A 15,975-nucleotide genomic window follows, 5' to 3' on the forward strand; every position below is an offset into this window, starting at 1 on the left:
CCCGTGGCGACAGAGCGCACCCGCCAGGGCGGTGCCCCCACCCGCGGACCCGGCTCGGGACCCGGCCCTGGAGCGGGCGATGCGCCCGCGCGGCAGAACGCACCCGCCCGGGCGGTGCCCACCCGCGGACCCGGCTCGGGGCCTAGGGCTGTTGCGGGCGGTGCGCCCGTGGCGGCAGAGCGCACCCGCCAGGGCGGTGCCCACCCGCAGACCCGGCTCGGGACCCGGCCCTGGAGCGGGCGGTGCGCCCGCGCGGCAGAACGCACTCGCCCGGGCGGTGCCCACCCGCAGCCCCGGCGCGGGACCCGGCCCCGGTACGGGCGGTGCGCCCGTGGCGGCAGAGCGCACCCGCCAGGGCGGCCCCCACCCCCGGACCCGGCTCGGGACCCTGCCCTGGAGCGGGCGGTGCGTCCGCCGCACCCCCTTGCGGGCGACCCGCGCCCGCCGCCCCTGTGGTGGTGCGGGGCCGCGCCCGGCGCCCCTGTGGGCATGAGTTCCGCTGGGGCGGTCCCGCACCACCCGCAGGCCCGGCTTGGGGCCTGGCGCTGGTGCGGGCTGCGCGCCCGGCGTCCCTACGTCCTGCTAGGGCGGTGCCCACCCGCAGACCCGGCGCGGGACCCGCCTCCGGTGCGGGCTGCGCGCCCGCCGTTCCTGTGGGCATACGTCCCGCAAGGGCGGGACGGGTGGGCACAGGGACGGCGCCCCCTGCCGCGCCTCGGCTTTCCGGGCCTGAACCCGCACCCCGTATGCGGCGCACATCCGGTGCGGGTCCAGGCGCAGAAGCGGAAGCACCCGCTAACGGTGCCGTTCCGTTGTGCCCACCCGTTCCGCCCTAGCGGAACGTATGCCCACAACGGAACGGCGGCGGGTGGGCACCGCCCTGGCGGAACGTAGGTCCGCAACGGAACGGTGGTGGTGGGTGGGCACCGTCCTGGCGGAATGTAGGTCCGCAAGGGAACGGCGGGGGCGCGGCCGCATCGCGGGGGCGTGTGGTGCGGGCCACAGGGGGACGGCGAGGCGCGCAGTACGCTGGTCGCATGCTGTTGCTCGTTCGCCGTCGCCACGTGGACTTCGTCCGCGTCACGAGCATGGCCTGTCGCGCCGCCTGACCCCGCCCCACGGGGTCCCCCATCCGACCCTGTCGACCGGCACCCGTGGCCCCCGCCCCACCCCGGCGGCCGCCCCGGGACCCGTACACCCGCGGACGCACCCATGACCCTCAGCGCCACCCGTACCCCCACCCCCGCCCCCACCCCCAGCGTCTCGTACGCCTCGCAGCTCCCGATCGTCGACCTCTCCGCCGCCGACCGCGGCCCCGACGCCCGCCGGCTGCTCCACGCCCAGCTGCACTCCGCCGCCCATGACGTGGGCTTCTTCCAGCTGGTCGGGCACGGCGTGACCGAGGCGGAGACCCGGGCGCTCACCGACGCCATGCACGCCTTCTTCGCCCTCCCGGAGACGGACCGGCGCGCGATCGACAACCTGAACTCGCCGCACTTCCGCGGCTACACCCGCGTCGGCGACGAACGCACCCAGGGCGCCCGCGACTGGCGCGACCAGCTCGACATCGGCGCCGAGCGCCCCGCCCGCGCGCCCGCGCCGTGGGAGCCGCCGTACTGGTGGCTGGAGGGCCCCAACCAGTGGCCCGAGGCCCTGCCCGAGCTGCGTACGGCCGCGCTGCACTGGATCGACCGGCTCAGCGGCGTCGCCGAGAAGCTGCTGCGCGAGCTGCTCGCCTCGATCGGCGCGCGCGAGGACTTCTACGCCGACATCTTCGGGCCCCGCGCCCACCCGCACCTCAAGCTGGTGCGCTACCCGGGCAGCAGCGGTGACGGCGACGACCAGGGCGTCGGCGCCCACAAGGACTACGGGTTCCTGACCCTGCTGCTCCAGGACCAGGTCGGCGGGCTGCAGGTGCAGCGGGAGGACGGGCGGTTCCACGACGTGCCGCCGCTGCCCGGTGCTTTCGTCGTCAACCTCGGTGAACTCCTCGAAGTCGCGACGAACGGCTATCTGATCGCCACCAACCACCGGGTCGTCTCCCCGCCCGGCGCGACGGAACGGTTCTCCGTGCCGTTCTTCTACAACCCGCGGCTCGACGCCCGGATCGCCCCGCTCGACTTCGCGTACGCGGACCGCGCGCCGGGCGTGACGGTCGACCCGGCGAACCCGATGTTCGCCGAGTACGGCCGCAACGAGCTGAAGGGGAAGGTCCGCGCGCACCCGCTGGTCGCGGCGCGCCACCACGCGGACCTCCTCCTCCGGCAGGACCTTCCGGCCTAGCCTCAGCCCACGATGTCCGCGTAGCCCTCGATCTCGCGCGGGTCCCGGCGGCCCGGGCCCGTGTAGCGGGCCGAGGGCCGGACCAGGCGGCCGGTGCGCTTCTGCTCCAGGATGTGCGCCGACCAGCCGGCCGTACGGGCGCAGCTGAACATCGAGGTGAACATGTGCGCCGGGACCTCGGCGAAGTCGAGGACGATCGCGGCCCAGAATTCGACGTTCGTCGCGAGGATCCGGTCCGGACGGCGGTTGTGCAGCTCCTCCAGGGCGGCCTTCTCCAGCGCGGCGGCCACCTCGTAGCGCGGGGCGTCCAGCTCCTTCGCGGTGCGGCGGAGGACCCGGGCCCGGGGGTCCTCGGCGCGGTAGACGCGGTGGCCGAAGCCCATCAGGCGCTCGCCGTTGTCGAGCGCCTGCTTGACGTAGGCCGTCGCGTCGCCGGTCCGCTCGATCTCCTCGATCATGCCGAGGACGCGGGAGGGCGCGCCGCCGTGCAGCGGGCCGGACATGGCGCCGACGGCGCCGGAGAGGGCGGCGGCCACGTCGGCGCCGGTGGAGGCGATGACGCGGGCGGTGAAGGTGGAGGCGTTCATGCCGTGCTCGGCGGCCGAGGTCCAGTACGCGTCGACGGCCTTGACGTGCTTCGGGTCGGGCTCGCCGCGCCAGCGGATCATGAACCGCTCGACGACGGACTCGGCCTTGTCGATCTCGCTCTGCGGGACCATCGGGAGGCCCTGGCCGCGCGCGGACTGGGCGACGTAGGAGAGGGCCATGACGGCGGCGCGGGCGAGGTCGTCGCGGGCCTGCTCGGCGGAGATGTCGAGGAGCGGCTTGAGGCCCCAGACGGGCGCGAGCATGGCGAGCGCGGACTGCACGTCGACCCGGATGTCGCCGGAGTGGACCGGGATCGGGAAGGGCTCGGCGGCCGGCAGGCCGGGGTTGAAGGCGCCGTCGACGAGGAGGCCCCACACGTTGCCGAAGGAGACGTGGCCGACGAGGTCCTCGATGTCGACCCCGCGGTAGCGCAGCGCGCCGCCTTCCTTGTCTGGTTCGGCGATCTCGGTCTCGAACGCGACGACTCCTTCGAGGCCCGGTACGAACTCGGACATCACGCGGCTCCTTCTATCGATGATCGATCAACCGAACGGCGGCGGCTGGAGAAACTCAACAGTCGTCCAGCCGAAGAGTCTGTACGGTTCCGATGATGCGGGGAAGCGTGACATCCGGCACACTGCGCCGAACCGGCGACGAAGGATTGACGCCCCGCCGTGCGGGGCACACTGGGGCGCTGCGGCAGGATGGCCCCGTGACCGACGCCCTGGACCCCGCCGACATGCGCGAGCAGTACCGCACCAAGGAACTGACCGCGGCCGATCTCGCCCCCGATCCGATCCGGCAGTTCGCGTCCTGGTTCAAGGAGACCGCCGCCAGCCCGGCGATCCACGAGCCGAACGCCATGGTCGTCTCGACCGCGACCCCCGACGGGCGCCCCTCGTCCCGGACGGTCCTGCTCAAGCACTACGACGACGCCGGCTTCGTCTTCTTCACCAACTACGGCTCCCGCAAGGGCGCCGAGCTGACCGCCAACCCGTACGTCTCGCTGCTCTTCCCCTGGCACCCGCTGGCCCGCCAGGTCATCGTCACCGGCCGCGCCGCCCGCACCGGCCGCGACGAGACCGCCGCCTACTTCCGCACCCGCCCGCACGGCTCCCAGCTGGGCGCCTGGGCGAGCGAGCAGTCCTCCGTCATCGCCTCCCGCGAGGAGCTCCTCGCCCGGTACGAGGAGCTGGCCGCCCGCTACCCCGACTCCGAGCAGGTCCCCGTCCCGCCGGAGTGGGGCGGCTTCCGGGTCGTCCCGGAGACCGTCGAGTTCTGGCAGGGCCACGAGAACCGCCTCCACGACCGCCTGCGGTACGTCCGCGAGGACGGCTCCTGGCGGGTGGAGCGCCTGGCGCCGTGACCGCCCGGCGGGCGTGACCGCCGCTACCGCCCGGTCTCCGCGAGCGCGCGGCCCAGCGCCAGCGCCGTCCGTACGGCGGCCGGGATGTCGGTGACCGGGAACTGGACGTGCCGTACGGTCCGCTCCCGGTCCACGACCAGGACCAGCCGCTTGAGCCGCAGCAGCTGCCCGGCCCGGAAGGTCGGCAGCCGCAGCGCCGCGGCGAGCCGGGTGTCGGTGTCGGAGAGCAGCGGGAAGGGGATCTCCTCGGCCTCCGCGAAGGCCCGCTGCTCGTCGGTCCGCTGCGTGGAGACGCCGCGGACGGCGACTCCTGCCGCCGTGAACTCCCCGTACGCCTCCCGGAACAGCCGGTTCTCCAGCGTGCAGCCGACGGTGCCGGGGATGTCGTTCCAGCCCTCGGGCAGTGGGCTGGGCCGTCCGGTGGCGGGGTAGCAGAACAGGACGGTGGCGGCGGCGTCCGGGTCGACCGGGTCGAGCTCGCCGCCGGTGTGCGCGGGGAGGGTGTGCGCGGGGAGGGTGAGCCGGGGCAGCGCGGTGCCCGGCAGGGTGTGGACGCGCAGCGCCTCGGCGCCGTCCGCGTCGGCGGTGGCGGTGAGGGTGCCGTCGCCGAGGACCCAGCGGTCGGCCCAGTCCTGCATGGAGACGAGGACCGGCAGCAGGGCGCGGCCGGCCTCGCTGAGCCGGTACTCGTGCCGGACGGGGCCCTGCTGGTAGGGGATTTTTTTTAGGACTCCGCTGTCGACGAGGTGGCCGAGCCGCTCGGTGAGGACCTTGCGGGAGATGTCGAGCTCGCGCTGGAGCTCGTCGAAGCGGTGCCGGCCGCGCGCGGTCTCGCGGACGATCAGCAGGCTCCACCAGTCGCCGATGACGACGGCCGCCTGGGCGATGGCGCAGGCGGTGTCGCGCTCGGGTACGGCTCGCGCCATCTCTCTCGTCTCCCTCGGGTCCGGTCGGTCCCATCTTGCGTCATGGCTTGCCCCACATGGTCAGTTCCCGATAGAAACTCTCTTGGCAAGAGTGAGTTCCCGAAAGAGACTCACTCGTTCTTCGATCATATTTGGGGGGATGTCCGTGGCCGTCGCCCGGGCCACCGCGTGGCGCACCTGGCAGGTGACCCGCCGCGCCTATCCGTGGACGTACGCCGTCGGCACCGTGCTGCCCGCGGCCCTCGCCCTCGCGCTGGGCGTCCTCGGCTACCGCGCCATCGGCGGCGGCACCGTCGCCGACGACTTCACCGAGGGGACCGGCACCACCGCCTACCTCGCCTACCTCGCCGTCGGCGTCATCGCCTTCCAGTTCACCGTCCGGCTGATCCTCTGGTCGGCCAAGGCGCTCATCACCGAGCAGCGCGAGGGCACCCTCGCCTCCCTGCTCATCGCACCCGCCCGCCGCTTCCCCTACCTCGCGGGCTTCACCGCCTTCGCCGTGCTCAGCAGCCTCGCCGAGTTCCTCGTCCTCGGCCTCGTGCTCGCCGCCTTCGGGATCGCGATCCCCGTCTCCTCCCCGGCCGGCCTGCTCCTCGGTGCGGCCCTCCTCATCGCCGCCGTCTTCGCCTGCTCCGTCGGACTCGGCGGCCTGATGATCGCCGCGGGCGAGGCCCACATCTCGCAGAACACCGTCTTCGCCGTCCTCGGCCTCCTCGGCGGCTTCACCTTCCCCCGCGCCTACCTGCCCGCATGGGCCCAGTGGTGCGCCGAACTCCTCCCCACCACCGCCGCCGTCGACGTCCTGCACGGCGCCACCACCGGCGGCCGGACGCTCGTCGAACTCCTCCCCGGGCTCGGCACCGGCGTCCTGGTCGCCGCCGCCTACCTCCTGCTCGGCCTGCTGTACCTGCCGCGGGCCGAGGCCCGCGCCGTCGAAAGGACCTACTGAACGATGACGGCAACGACGACGGGCATCCAGGTGCGCGCTCTCCGCAAGGACTTCCCCGTACGCGACAAGGGCCTCTTCGGTCCCCGCGGCACCAAGCGGGCCGTCGACGGCCTCGACCTCGACATCCCGCCCGGCCGCATCACCGGCCTCCTCGGCCTCAACGGCGCCGGCAAGACCACCACCATCAAGATCCTCGCCACCCTCCTCCGGCCCACCTCGGGAACCGTCCGCGTCGACGGCCTCGACACCGTCGCCGACGCCCGCGCCGTCCGCCGCCGGATCAACCTCATCGCCGGCGGCGAGCGCATGGTCTACACCCGGATGACCGGCCGCGAGAACCTCCGCTACTTCGGCCGGCTCTACGACGTCCCCACCCCCGAACTGCGCACCCGCATCGACGAACTCCTCGACCTGGTCGGCCTCACCGACGCCGCCGACACCACCGTCGAGCGCTACTCCCGCGGCATGACCCAGCGCCTCGCCATCGCCCGCGGCCTGATCAACAGCCCCGACTACCTCCTCCTCGACGAACCCACCCTCGGCCTCGACGCCCCCATCGCCCGCGACCTGCGCCGCGTCGTCGCCGCACTCGCCGCCGCCGGCACCGGCGTCCTCCTCACCTCCCACTACCTCGCGGAGGTCGAGGAACTCTGCGGCCACGTGTACGTGATCTCCGGCGGCCGGCACCTCGCCCAGGGCAGCCCGGCCGAGCTGAAGACCGCCACCGGCAGCCACCGCACCGTCCGGGTCACCGTCACCGACCCCGGCGACCACACCGCCGCCGTCGCCACCCGCTTCGGCGCCACCCGCGAGCCCCTCCCCAACGGCGCCGAGGCGATCGTCCTGCGCCACCCCGGCGACATGGCGGGCCCGCTCGCCGCCGCCCTCGTCGAGGCCGGCGGCTCCATCGGCGGCCTGGAGATCACCGAGGCCAGCCTGGAGGACGCCATCCTCCGCCTCGCCGACGGCACGGCCACCCCGCCCGCCTCCCCGGCCTCCGAGGCGGTGACGGTGTGACCGGACTCCGGCACGCGCGGCGGGTCTTCGCCGCCGAAGCGCTCAAGCAGCACCGCCGCCTCTTCGGACAGCCCCTCGTCGTCTTCTCGATGCTGGTCTGGCCGGTGCTCCAGCTGGCCACCACCTACTACACCCTGCGGCCCGTCGCAACCGCCTCGCCCGCCGCCGCGAACTGGCCGCTCGCCGCCGACCCCGAACGCCTCCTCGCCTTCCTCGCGACCGGCACCCTCGCCTACGCCTTCTTCTTCTCCCTCGTCCAGTCCGCCTGGCACTTCTCCTACGAACGCGCCACCGGAACCCTCGAACTGCTCTTCCTCTCCCCGGCCAACCGCCTCGTCCTGATGATCGCCAACGGCGCCGGCGCGCTCCTCCAGAACGCTTGGCTCCTCACCTGCTTCACCGTCGCCGGACTCACCGGCTTCGGCGCCCTGGCGGTCTCCTCGTGGTGGATGTACGGGGTGGTGCTCCTCGCCCTCCTGATCCCGGCCGTCGCCTGGGGAGCCTTCCTCAACAGCCTCCTCGTCTTCTCGCGCGACTCGGCGTTCCTGTACACGCTGCTCGACGAGCCGCTCTGGTTCGTCGCCGGCGTCCGGCTCCCCGACTTCGCCCTGCCCCTGACCGTCCAGATCGTCGGCGCGGTCTTCCCCCTCACCGGCAGCCTGTACGCCCTGCGCGGCGCCCTCCTGGAACACCGCACCCTCACCGACCTGGCCCTGCCCCTCACGGGCCTGGCCGTCCTCTCCGCCGTCCTCCTGCTCGCCGCCGCCCTCATGCTCAGGCTCGGCGAGGCCAGGGCCCAGCGCACCGGCCGCCTCGCGATGGCCTGAGAAACGAGCCGAACAAATCGCTTGTGAGCCTCCCGGGGCGTTCGTAGGCTGTGGGTACACGCGAAAGGAGGTGATCCGAAAAAATGGTTTCTTTTCGGACTCGTGAGGTGACTGCGGGCTAAGGCCTGCCGTCGCACGATGTGCACCTCGGCAGGCCAGCTGCCGAAACCCCAGCAGTCACCCGACCCGTGGGCCGCCGGTCAGTCCGGCCGGCTCCCGTCCGAACCTAGGCGGACGGGACCGAGGCCCACGGGTCGTCTGCGTTCTCAGGCGTCCCGCCGCCGCAGCGACCACCAGCCGGCGAGGAGCGCGGCCGCCGTCCACAGCGCGGTCACCCCCAGCCCCGTCCAGGCGCCGAGCGTCCCCGGCGGCTCCTGGAAGAGGATCTGCTGCCCGGCCCGGTCCGGCAGCCACGTCGCGGCGCCCTCGGAGACCCCGCCGATGACGAAGGACACGATGAGGATGAACGGGATCAGCAGGCTCAGCACCGCCACCGCGCTGCGCAGCAGGAACGTCAGCCCCATCGAGAACAGCGTGATCAGCGCGAGGTAGAGCCCGGCGCCGAAGCAGGACCGCAGGGCGCCCGGATCGCCGATGGCTATCGCGTACTTCCCGAGGAACGCGTTGGCCGTGAAGAACATGACGAACCCGGCCACCACACCGACGACCAGCGCGGCCGACCCCACGACCGCCACCTTCGCCCCGTAGAAGAGGTGCCGCCGCGGTACGGCCGTCAGGGAGTTCCGCACGGCGCCGTTGAGGAACTCGGAAGAGGCGGCGGTGGCGCCGAAGGAGATCGCGGCGATCTGCACGAAGTTCACCGGGTAGTAGATCCAGAACAGCGGATCCATCTCACCGGTCTCCGCCTCCGGCTGCCCGATCGCCGGGAAGACCGCCAGGGCGATGGCCAGCGCGGAGACGAGGACGGCGAGCAGCGAGCCGAAGCTCGACCGCAGCGACCGGACCTTGATCCACTCGGAGTGGAGCACGGCGGTGGGGGAGAGCGCGGACACGTCAGACCTCCTGCGGGGTGAGAGCGGTGAACTCGGCGGCGTCCGAGGTGAGGGCCAGATACGCCTCCTCCAGCGAGGCGCGCTCGTCGGCGAGTTCGAAGACGGGGATGCCCTCGCGGGCGGTGACCGCGCCGATCTCCTCGGCGGAGGCGCCCTCCACCGTCCACCGGCCGTCCCGGTCGGCGGTCTCCCCGACCGTCCACCCCCGTGCGAGCAGCGTGGCCCGGAGCCGTATCGGATCGCCCGTCCGCACCCGCACCCGCGGGTGGCTGTGGGCGTCGATGAACTCCCGCACCGGCACGTCCGCCAGGAGCCGCCCCCGGCCCAGCACCACCAGATGGTCGGCGAAGGCCGCCGTCTCGTTCATCAGATGGCTGGAGACCAGGATCGCGCGGCCCTCGTCCGCCAGCCGACGCAGCAGCTCGCGGATCCAGACGATGCCCTCCGGGTCGAGACCGTTGGCCGGCTCGTCCAGCATCAGCACCCCCGGGTCGCCGAGGAGCGCCGCGGCTATCCCGAGCCGCTGCCGCATGCCCAGCGAGTAGCCGCGTATCCGACGGCGGGCCGCCGGCGCCAGGCCCGTCTCCTCCAGTACCTCGTCGACCCGGCGGGCCGGCAGGCCGTTGCTCGCGGCGAGGAAGCGGAGGTGGTCGCGGCCGGTCCTGCCCGGGTGCGCGGCCTGCGCGTCGAGGAGAGCGCCGACCGTCCGCAGCGGCTCGTCGAGCGTCGCGTACGGCCGGCCGCCGATGGTGGCGGTGCCCGACGTCGGCCGGTCCAGGCCGAGGACGAGCCGCATCGTGGTGGACTTCCCCGCTCCGTTGGGCCCGAGGAAGCCGGTGACGCGCCCGGGCTCGACACGGAACGTCAGCCCGTCCACGGCCCGCGCCGCAGGCCGGCCGCCGTATTCCTTCGTGAGGTTCGTGATGTCGATGCTGGTCATGGCTCAAGACTCGCGGCCCGGCACCTCCGTGCCATCCCCTGCCCGAGGGGACCGGCTCCCCCGTGCGGGGGAGCCGCCGCCGGTGCGCCGCTGCGAGGATGGCGGGATGTTCCTGCGTCCCCTGATCCGGGCGGTCACGTACACGCGATGGCTGCATCTGGTGATCGGCGCGATCGTGCCGCTCGCCGCCGGACTCATCTATCCCGGACTGTCCTCCCCGACCCTCGGCGACTGGCTGACCGTCGCCGTGCTGCCGATCCCGCTCGTCGCGGCCGTCGCCCTCATACCGTCGGCCCGCCGCGCCGAGGGGCTGCAGGCACGCCTGATGCTCTTCCCCGGCAAGCACGCCAGGGAGCGGAGCACGGCGCACGCCGAGGGCGCGGTCACCGGCATCTCGGCGGCCCCGTCCGCCTCCTGGGCGGACCGGGGCAGGACGGCGCTGTGGATGGTCTTCCGCATGGAGGCGGGCCTGCTGGCGTGGCTGTTGACGATCTGGCTGATCCAGTGCGCGCTGACGCTGCTCGACACGTCGGTGGAGGAGCCGGTGATCGGTTCCCTGACCCCGCCGCCGGGCGTGGGCTCGGTGGCCCTGGCGCCGCTGCCGCTGCTCGCCCTCCTCGCCGTGATCGTCGCGGGCGGCCGCTTCGACACCCGGGTCGCCCTCCGTCTCCTCGGCCCGTCGGTGAAGGAGCGCATGACGGCCCTGGAGGAGCGGACGGAGCGCCTCCTGGAGCGGAACAGGATCGCCCGCGAGCTCCACGACTCGCTGGGCCACGCCCTCACTCTGGCCGTGGTTCAGGCGGGCGCCGCCCGTGCGGCGAAGGACCCCGAGTTCACCGACCGGGCCCTCGCGACCATCGAGGAGACCGGCCGCGCGGCCCTGGAGGACCTGGAGCGGGTCCTGATGCTGCTCCGCGAGACCGGCCGCCGCCCGGCCGGCGCCAGCCCCGGGCTCGACGAGGCCGCCCGCCTCCTCGACTCGGCCCGCTCGTCCGGCGCCCTGGTGGAGGCCGAGATCACCGGGCCCGTCGAGGAACTCCCGGGACCCGTCTCCCGGGAGGCGTACCGCATGCTCCAGGAGGCCCTGACGAACGCGTTGCGGCACGCGGGCGAGGTCCCCGTCGACGTCCGCGTGGAGGCGGAGCGCAGCCGCCTCCGCCTCCGGGTCACCAACCCGCTGCCCGGGGGCAGACCCCCCGCCGTCCCCGGCTCCGGCAGCGGTCTGCGCGGCATCCGCGAGCGCGCCGCGCTCCTCGGCGGCGAGGCCAAGTCCGGTGTCAAGGACGGCGAGTGGCGGGTCTCCGTGGTCCTCCCGCTCCGCTGACCCGCTCCACGAGACCCCCTAGGCTGACCGGATGACGATCAAGGTCCTCCTCGTAGACGACGAACCCCTCGTGCGGGCCGGCCTGCGGGCCGTCCTGGAGGCACAGCCGGACATCGAGGTGGTCGGCGAGGCCGCGGACGGCGCCGCCGTCGTCCCCCTCGTCCGCAGCCTGCGCCCCGACATCGTCGCGATGGACGTCCGCATGCCGCTGATGGACGGCATCGAGGCCACCCAGGCCGTCCTGCGGACGGTCGACTCCCCGCCCAAGATCCTCGTGGTGACGACCTTCGAGAACGACGAGTACGTGTACGGGGCGCTGCGCGCCGGTGCCGACGGCTTCCTGCTGAAGCGGGCCCGCCCGGTGGAGATCGTCCACGCGGTCCGCCTGGTCGCGGAGGGCGAATCTCTCCTCTTCCCGGCGGCCGTCCGCGAACTGGCCGCCGCCTACGGCCAGGAACGTCCTGCGAACGAGGCCCACGAGGCCCTGGTCCGGGCGAATCTGACGGACCGGGAGGAGGACGTTCTTCGCCTCATGGCCCGGGGGCTCTCCAACGCGGAGATCGCGAGCCGGCTGATCGTCGGCACGGAGACCGTCAAGTCCCATGTGAGCGCCATCCTCGCGAAACTCGGGGCCAGGGACCGTACCCAGGCGGTGATCGCCGCCTACGAGTCGGGCTTCGTCTCCCCGACCTGAGTCGGTCTGGCCTGAACCGACCTGTCTCCCCGAATCCGTTTCGTCGAACCGGGTGTGTTCTGGGTCACGTTCCAGTTGAATGGCCCCCATCAGGGGGTTACCGGGGGGAGTGCCAGGTGAGTGCCTTCACGGGGTCCACGCGGGACACCGCATCCGTGCCGAGCGAGGACGGCGACCTGCTCGCCGCGCTGCTCGACGGGATGGACGCGGCGCTGTGCGCGCTGGACGCGGACGGGACGGTGACGCACTGGAACCGCGAGGCCGAGCGGATCCTCGGCTGGCCGGCGGCGGAGGCCGTCGGGCGGCGCGGCTTCGACGGCTGGGCGGCGCGCAGCGCCGACGCGGAGGAGACGCTCGCCCGCCTCATGGGGGCGATGCGGACCCCGGGACGGCAGGTGCACGAGCTGGCGCTGCTCCGCAAGGACGGCGGCCGGGTCCTGGTCCGCAGCCAGTCCGCCGGGGTACGGGGCGCCGACGGGCGGCCCGCCGGCGTGTACTGCGCCTTCAGCGAGGTGCACGCGCAGATAGACCTGGAGCGGTCGATCGCGCTCAGCGAGGCCCTCTTCGACGACGCACCCTGGGGCGTCGTCCTGATCGACGCGGACCTGCGCCCGGCGGTCGTCAACGGCTACGCGGCGAACGCCATCGGCACGGGCCGGACGACCCTGCTCGGCCGCCCCCTGGGCGATGTCGTCGCCCGGGGCGTGGAGGAGCTGGAGGGCGCGCTCCAGCACGTTCTCGCGGAGGGCGCCCCGCCGGCCCCGGCGGACCTGTGGGTGACGCTCGCGTCGACGTCCGGCGCGGGGGCGGGGGAGCGGCGGCGCTGCTGGCGCAGCGGCTTCGTGCGGCTGTCGTCGCCGATGACGGAGGAGCCGGCGCCGCTGGGCGTGGCCTGGCTGTTCCAGGACGTGACGGCGGAGCGGCTCGCGGCCCGGGAGGCGGACCGGACCCGGTTCCGGTGGAGCCAGCTGCACCGGGCGGGCGTGGCGGCGGCCGAGTACGCGGATCCGGCGGAGGCGGTGGCCGTCCTCCTCGACTTCGCGCTGGCCGGCTTCGCCGACCACGGCCTCGTGGACCGGGTGGCGGGCGACCGCCGGCTGACGCGCGCGGTGGCGTCCCCGGCGGGCGCCCCGGACGCGGAGGGCCTCGGCAGCGGCTTCGAGGGCGGTTTCCCGCAGCGCTACGGCACCGATCACCCGGCGCTCCAGGCGTGGGACCGGGCGGGTTCGGTGCGGGTGGACGCGGGGCGGGACGCGGCGGAGTGGGCGGCGGCCCGGCACTGGCCGTCGGACACCGCGCACGCGCTGTGCACGGCCCTGCGCTCCCGGGGCCGTACCGTCGGCGTCCTCACCTTCCTGCGGACGGCCGCCCGGGGCGCCTTCGACCGCCAGGACGCGCTGTACGCGGAGACGGTCGCGGCCCGTGTGGCGGCGGCACTGGACGTACCGCCGCTCGGCTGATCCCGGCCCTGCCCCGCCCCCGTACCGCCGCTCGGCTGAGGACCGGACGGCCGGAACACCCCCGTACCCCCGTACCCCCCGTACCTCCGTACGGGGGGTCAGTGCCGGTAGAAGATCCGGTCCGCGTACTCGGTCATCACGCGGCCGTTCCACTCGTGCCCGCCGTCCACGTTCCCGGAGCGCAGCAGGGGCGGTTCGATGCCGCGCCGGACGAGCTCCTCGGCGGCGGCGGCCATCGTCGCCTGCATGAGGGCGCTGGTGACGACGGTGGAGGCGGGGGCGAACGGCGCCTCGATGCCCTCGTGGGCGAGTTCCGCGTCGCCGACCGCGATCCGGGAGTCGAGGACGATGTCGCAGTGGTCCTTGAGGTACGTCCCCGAGACGTGCCGCGACTTCGTCTCCGTCGCGTACGCCACCGAGGTGACGCCGATGACGGTGAGGCCCAGCGCGCGGGCGTTCATGGCCATCTCGACGGGCAGGGCGTTGCGGCCGGAGAGGGAGATGATGAAGAGCACGTCTCCGGCGGAGGCGGGGGAGGAGTCGAGGACGGCCCCGGCGAGCCCGTCGACCCGCTCCAGGGCGGAGCCGAGCGTCGCCGGCATGACGTCGACGCCGACGACGCCGGGGACGACGAGCAGGTTCATCAGGGCGAGCCCGCCGGCCCGGTAGACGACGTCCTGGGCGGGCAGCGAGGAGTGCCCGGCACCGAACGCGAAGAGGCGGTTGCCGTTCGCGACGGCCTCGGCGACCGCCGCGCCCGCGGCGGCGATCTCGGCGGAGTCCCCGTCGCGCACCTCCTGCAGCAGACCGATCGCGGCGTCGAAGAACTGTCCGGCCAGCTTGCTCTCGCCCATGTGAGGAAGCTCCTTCTCGTCGAGGTCGCCGATCACGGTGCGGTCTGGACCATTGGTCTGTCAATACTGCCTCCGCCGCCCCGGTGTCCTCAGTTCTCCCGCTCCGGGGCGGGGGCCGCCCGGTTGTCGCCCCGATGCGCAAGAATTGGTGCAGGGCCAGCGCACGACTCATCGAGGGGCACGAATGTCCGGACTGATCGACACCACGGAGATGTATCTCCGCACCATCCTGGAGCTGGAAGAGGAAGGTGTGGTCCCGATGCGTGCCCGGATCGCGGAGCGGCTCGACCAGAGCGGCCCCACGGTGAGCCAGACGGTCGCCCGCATGGAGCGGGACGGTCTGGTCGCCGTGGCGAGTGACCGCCACCTGGAGCTGACCGAGGAGGGCCGCAAGCTCGCGACGCGCGTGATGCGCAAGCACCGCCTGGCCGAGTGTCTGCTCGTCGACGTGATCGGCCTGGAGTGGGAGCAGGTCCACGCGGAGGCGTGCCGCTGGGAGCACGTGATGAGCGAGGCCGTGGAGCGCCGCGTCCTGGAGCTGCTGCGGCACCCGACGGAGTCGCCGTACGGCAACCCGATCCCGGGCCTGGAGGAGCTGGGCGAGAAGGCCGAGGCCGAGTCCTTCCTCGACGACTCGATGGTGTCCCTCGCGGACCTGGACGCGAGCGGGGGCAAGACGGTGATCGTCCGCCGCATCGGCGAGCCGATCCAGACGGACGCCCAGCTCATGTACACGCTCCGCCGCGCCGGCGTGCAGCCCGGCTCGGTCGTCTCCGTGTCGGAGTCGGCGGGCGGCGTCCTCGTCGGCAGCAGCGGCGAGGCGGCGGAGCTGGACGCGGAGGTCGCGGCACACGTCTTCGTCGCGAAGCGCTGAGCTTTGCCGCAGTAGACGCGGGGCCGGGAGCGCGGGAGCGTCCCAGCCCCGTTGCACGTATGGGGCGAGCGCGCCCCACACGCCGAGCGCGAGCACGCCCCGCCGGTCAGCAGGCTGAGGGCGTGCTTCACGACGGTCGCGCAGGCCGGCTCGGAGGCGGCGTGCCGCTTCGAGAGGGCCTCGGGGTCGTACACGACGTGGATCTCGTCCGTGGGCCGGCCGGAGCCGTAGTGGGTGGCCAGGTCGTTGCCGCTCGAGTCGGTGAACTTGTAGTAGCTCGCCCGCCTGCCGTCGCCCATCCCCTCGCCGTGCGCGGCGCCGGTCAGCCACACGTACGCCGTGTAGGCGCCGAGGAAGCCGACGACGCCCGGCCGTACCGCCCACCGGGGGATCCGGGCCGGGCTGTCCTCGGGCGGGTGACGCCGTCGGTGAGGACGAGCGTGAGCGAGGTCGCGCCGGTCCGCCGCACCTCCTCGATGGCGGCGAGCGGCACGGTGATGACGACCCGCTCCCGTTCGATCGTGAGGTGACCGTCCCTCAGGATCGCGATGTGGTCGCCCTTGGCGAGGACTTGGGGACTGCACACGACCTGTCGACCGGAGGGACGGGGGAGTGGTTGTGCGGCCGGCGGTCACGAATGGGCCACGGTCGGGCGACGGCTTCGCCATGCGCCCCGTTTTACGCCGGAATGGCCCCGCGCGTGCCCTCGGCGTGCCAGGCTGGGACGAGCTGCGTGCGCTGCGTGATGCGCGGAAGGGTGGGGCCATGGGGACGATCGGGGCCGTACACCGACCGACGTGCGCCCAGGGTACGGCTCCTGACGGTGCGTCCGGCGCGGGTCGATCCCGGGGGAGGCCGCC

The 15,975-nt window shown here is 73.6% G+C and carries 15 protein-coding genes; 9 read left to right on the top strand and 6 right to left on the bottom strand.

What is annotated here, in order from left to right; all coding sequences use genetic code 11:
• The first annotated feature begins 1,212 nt into the window (after positions 1 to 1,212).
• Positions 1,213 to 2,283 (top strand): isopenicillin N synthase family oxygenase, encoded by a 1,071-nt coding sequence (locus HHL19_RS10750; protein WP_169088082.1) that lies wholly within the window; start codon positions 1,213 to 1,215, stop codon positions 2,281 to 2,283.
• A gap of 2 nt (positions 2,284 to 2,285) precedes the next feature.
• On the opposite strand, the gene HHL19_RS10755 is transcribed toward HHL19_RS10750, so the two are convergent.
• Positions 2,286 to 3,386, bottom strand: a complete 1,101-nt coding sequence (locus HHL19_RS10755) for a citrate synthase 2 (protein WP_169088084.1) — start codon at positions 3,384 to 3,386, stop codon at positions 2,286 to 2,288.
• A 224-nt stretch (positions 3,387 to 3,610) separates the two neighbouring features.
• Between HHL19_RS10755 and pdxH the strand changes: the two genes are divergently transcribed.
• Positions 3,611 to 4,237, top strand: coding sequence for a pyridoxamine 5'-phosphate oxidase (gene pdxH, locus HHL19_RS10760; RefSeq protein ID WP_206324802.1), 627 nt, complete (start codon positions 3,611 to 3,613; stop codon positions 4,235 to 4,237).
• Between the two features lie 23 nt (positions 4,238 to 4,260).
• Here pdxH and HHL19_RS10765 read toward each other — a convergent pair whose 3' ends face one another.
• On the bottom strand, positions 4,261 to 5,163 hold the full coding sequence (locus tag HHL19_RS10765; RefSeq protein WP_169088088.1) for a winged helix-turn-helix transcriptional regulator: 903 nt from the start codon (positions 5,161 to 5,163) through the stop codon (positions 4,261 to 4,263).
• Positions 5,164 to 5,302: 139 nt separating this feature from the next.
• Between HHL19_RS10765 and HHL19_RS10770 the strand changes: the two genes are divergently transcribed.
• The 3 genes from HHL19_RS10770 to HHL19_RS10780 are packed head-to-tail and all read left to right on the top strand — an operon-like array spanning position 5,303 to position 7,956.
• Entirely contained in the window at positions 5,303 to 6,112 is an 810-nt protein-coding gene (locus HHL19_RS10770) for an ABC transporter permease (protein ID WP_169088090.1), read from the top strand.
• Between the two features lie 3 nt (positions 6,113 to 6,115).
• Positions 6,116 to 7,129: an ABC transporter ATP-binding protein gene (locus tag HHL19_RS10775; protein ID WP_169088092.1), complete on the top strand. Its 1,014-nt coding sequence runs from the start codon at positions 6,116 to 6,118 to the stop codon at positions 7,127 to 7,129.
• Complete coding sequence (locus tag HHL19_RS10780) at positions 7,126 to 7,956, top strand: ABC transporter permease (protein WP_169088094.1); 831 nt, start codon at positions 7,126 to 7,128, stop codon at positions 7,954 to 7,956. Before HHL19_RS10775 ends, HHL19_RS10780 begins: the two co-directional genes overlap by 4 nt.
• A 266-nt stretch (positions 7,957 to 8,222) precedes the next feature.
• Here the strand turns inward: HHL19_RS10780 and HHL19_RS10785 are convergent, their stop codons facing one another.
• Positions 8,223 to 8,969: an ABC transporter permease gene (locus HHL19_RS10785; RefSeq protein WP_169088096.1), complete on the bottom strand. Its 747-nt coding sequence runs from the start codon at positions 8,967 to 8,969 to the stop codon at positions 8,223 to 8,225.
• A gap of 1 nt (position 8,970) precedes the next feature.
• Entirely contained in the window at positions 8,971 to 9,909 is a 939-nt protein-coding gene (locus HHL19_RS10790) for an ATP-binding cassette domain-containing protein (protein WP_169088098.1), read from the bottom strand.
• Between the two features lie 106 nt (positions 9,910 to 10,015).
• Between HHL19_RS10790 and HHL19_RS10795 the strand changes: the two genes are divergently transcribed.
• The 3 genes from HHL19_RS10795 to HHL19_RS10805 all read left to right on the top strand — a co-directional run bounded on the left by HHL19_RS10795 (position 10,016) and on the right by HHL19_RS10805 (position 13,387).
• A complete protein-coding gene (locus HHL19_RS10795; protein ID WP_169088100.1) occupies positions 10,016 to 11,233 on the top strand; it encodes a histidine kinase in 1,218 nt (405 codons plus the stop codon).
• A gap of 31 nt (positions 11,234 to 11,264) precedes the next feature.
• On the top strand, positions 11,265 to 11,927 hold the full coding sequence (locus HHL19_RS10800; protein ID WP_169088102.1) for a response regulator transcription factor: 663 nt from the start codon (positions 11,265 to 11,267) through the stop codon (positions 11,925 to 11,927).
• A 116-nt stretch (positions 11,928 to 12,043) separates the two neighbouring features.
• The gene (locus tag HHL19_RS10805) at positions 12,044 to 13,387 is read left to right on the top strand and encodes a PAS domain-containing protein (protein ID WP_169088104.1); all 1,344 of its coding nucleotides are present in this window, start codon (positions 12,044 to 12,046) and stop codon (positions 13,385 to 13,387) included.
• 98 nt (positions 13,388 to 13,485) lie between these two features.
• Here HHL19_RS10805 and HHL19_RS10810 read toward each other — a convergent pair whose 3' ends face one another.
• A complete protein-coding gene (locus tag HHL19_RS10810) occupies positions 13,486 to 14,241 on the bottom strand; it encodes an SIS domain-containing protein (RefSeq protein ID WP_169088106.1) in 756 nt (251 codons plus the stop codon).
• 184 nt (positions 14,242 to 14,425) lie between these two features.
• Between HHL19_RS10810 and HHL19_RS10815 the strand changes: the two genes are divergently transcribed.
• Positions 14,426 to 15,115: a metal-dependent transcriptional regulator gene (locus HHL19_RS10815; protein ID WP_169088108.1), complete on the top strand. Its 690-nt coding sequence runs from the start codon at positions 14,426 to 14,428 to the stop codon at positions 15,113 to 15,115.
• 322 nt (positions 15,116 to 15,437) lie between these two features.
• Here HHL19_RS10815 and HHL19_RS10820 read toward each other — a convergent pair whose 3' ends face one another.
• Positions 15,438 to 15,701 carry a hypothetical protein gene (locus HHL19_RS10820; RefSeq protein WP_169088110.1) on the bottom strand — a complete coding sequence of 88 codons (264 nt, stop codon included), beginning with the start codon at positions 15,699 to 15,701 and terminating at the stop codon, positions 15,438 to 15,440.
• Between the last annotated feature and the right edge of the window lie 274 nt (positions 15,702 to 15,975).

This window comes from Streptomyces sp. R302 (assembly GCF_012927245.1).
Taxonomy (GTDB): Bacteria; Actinomycetota; Actinomycetes; order Streptomycetales; family Streptomycetaceae; genus Streptomyces.

Bases quoted from the DNA above. Each gene is read 5' to 3' on its own strand.
- HHL19_RS10795 (WP_169088100.1), top strand. From the start codon at position 10,016: ATGTTCCTGCGTCCCCTGATCCGGGCGGTCACGTACACGCGATGGCTG.
- pdxH (WP_206324802.1), top strand. From the start codon at position 3,611: ATGCGCGAGCAGTACCGCACCAAGGAACTGACCGCGGCCGATCTCGCC.
- HHL19_RS10815 (WP_169088108.1), top strand. From the start codon at position 14,426: ATGTCCGGACTGATCGACACCACGGAGATGTATCTCCGCACCATCCTG.
- HHL19_RS10775 (WP_169088092.1), top strand. From the start codon at position 6,116: ATGACGGCAACGACGACGGGCATCCAGGTGCGCGCTCTCCGCAAGGAC.
- HHL19_RS10765 (WP_169088088.1), bottom strand. From the start codon at position 5,163: ATGGCGCGAGCCGTACCCGAGCGCGACACCGCCTGCGCCATCGCCCAG.
- HHL19_RS10790 (WP_169088098.1), bottom strand. From the start codon at position 9,909: ATGACCAGCATCGACATCACGAACCTCACGAAGGAATACGGCGGCCGG.
- HHL19_RS10810 (WP_169088106.1), bottom strand. From the start codon at position 14,241: ATGGGCGAGAGCAAGCTGGCCGGACAGTTCTTCGACGCCGCGATCGGT.
- HHL19_RS10800 (WP_169088102.1), top strand. From the start codon at position 11,265: ATGACGATCAAGGTCCTCCTCGTAGACGACGAACCCCTCGTGCGGGCC.
- HHL19_RS10755 (WP_169088084.1), bottom strand. From the start codon at position 3,386: ATGTCCGAGTTCGTACCGGGCCTCGAAGGAGTCGTCGCGTTCGAGACC.
- HHL19_RS10770 (WP_169088090.1), top strand. From the start codon at position 5,303: ATGTCCGTGGCCGTCGCCCGGGCCACCGCGTGGCGCACCTGGCAGGTG.
- HHL19_RS10750 (WP_169088082.1), top strand. From the start codon at position 1,213: ATGACCCTCAGCGCCACCCGTACCCCCACCCCCGCCCCCACCCCCAGC.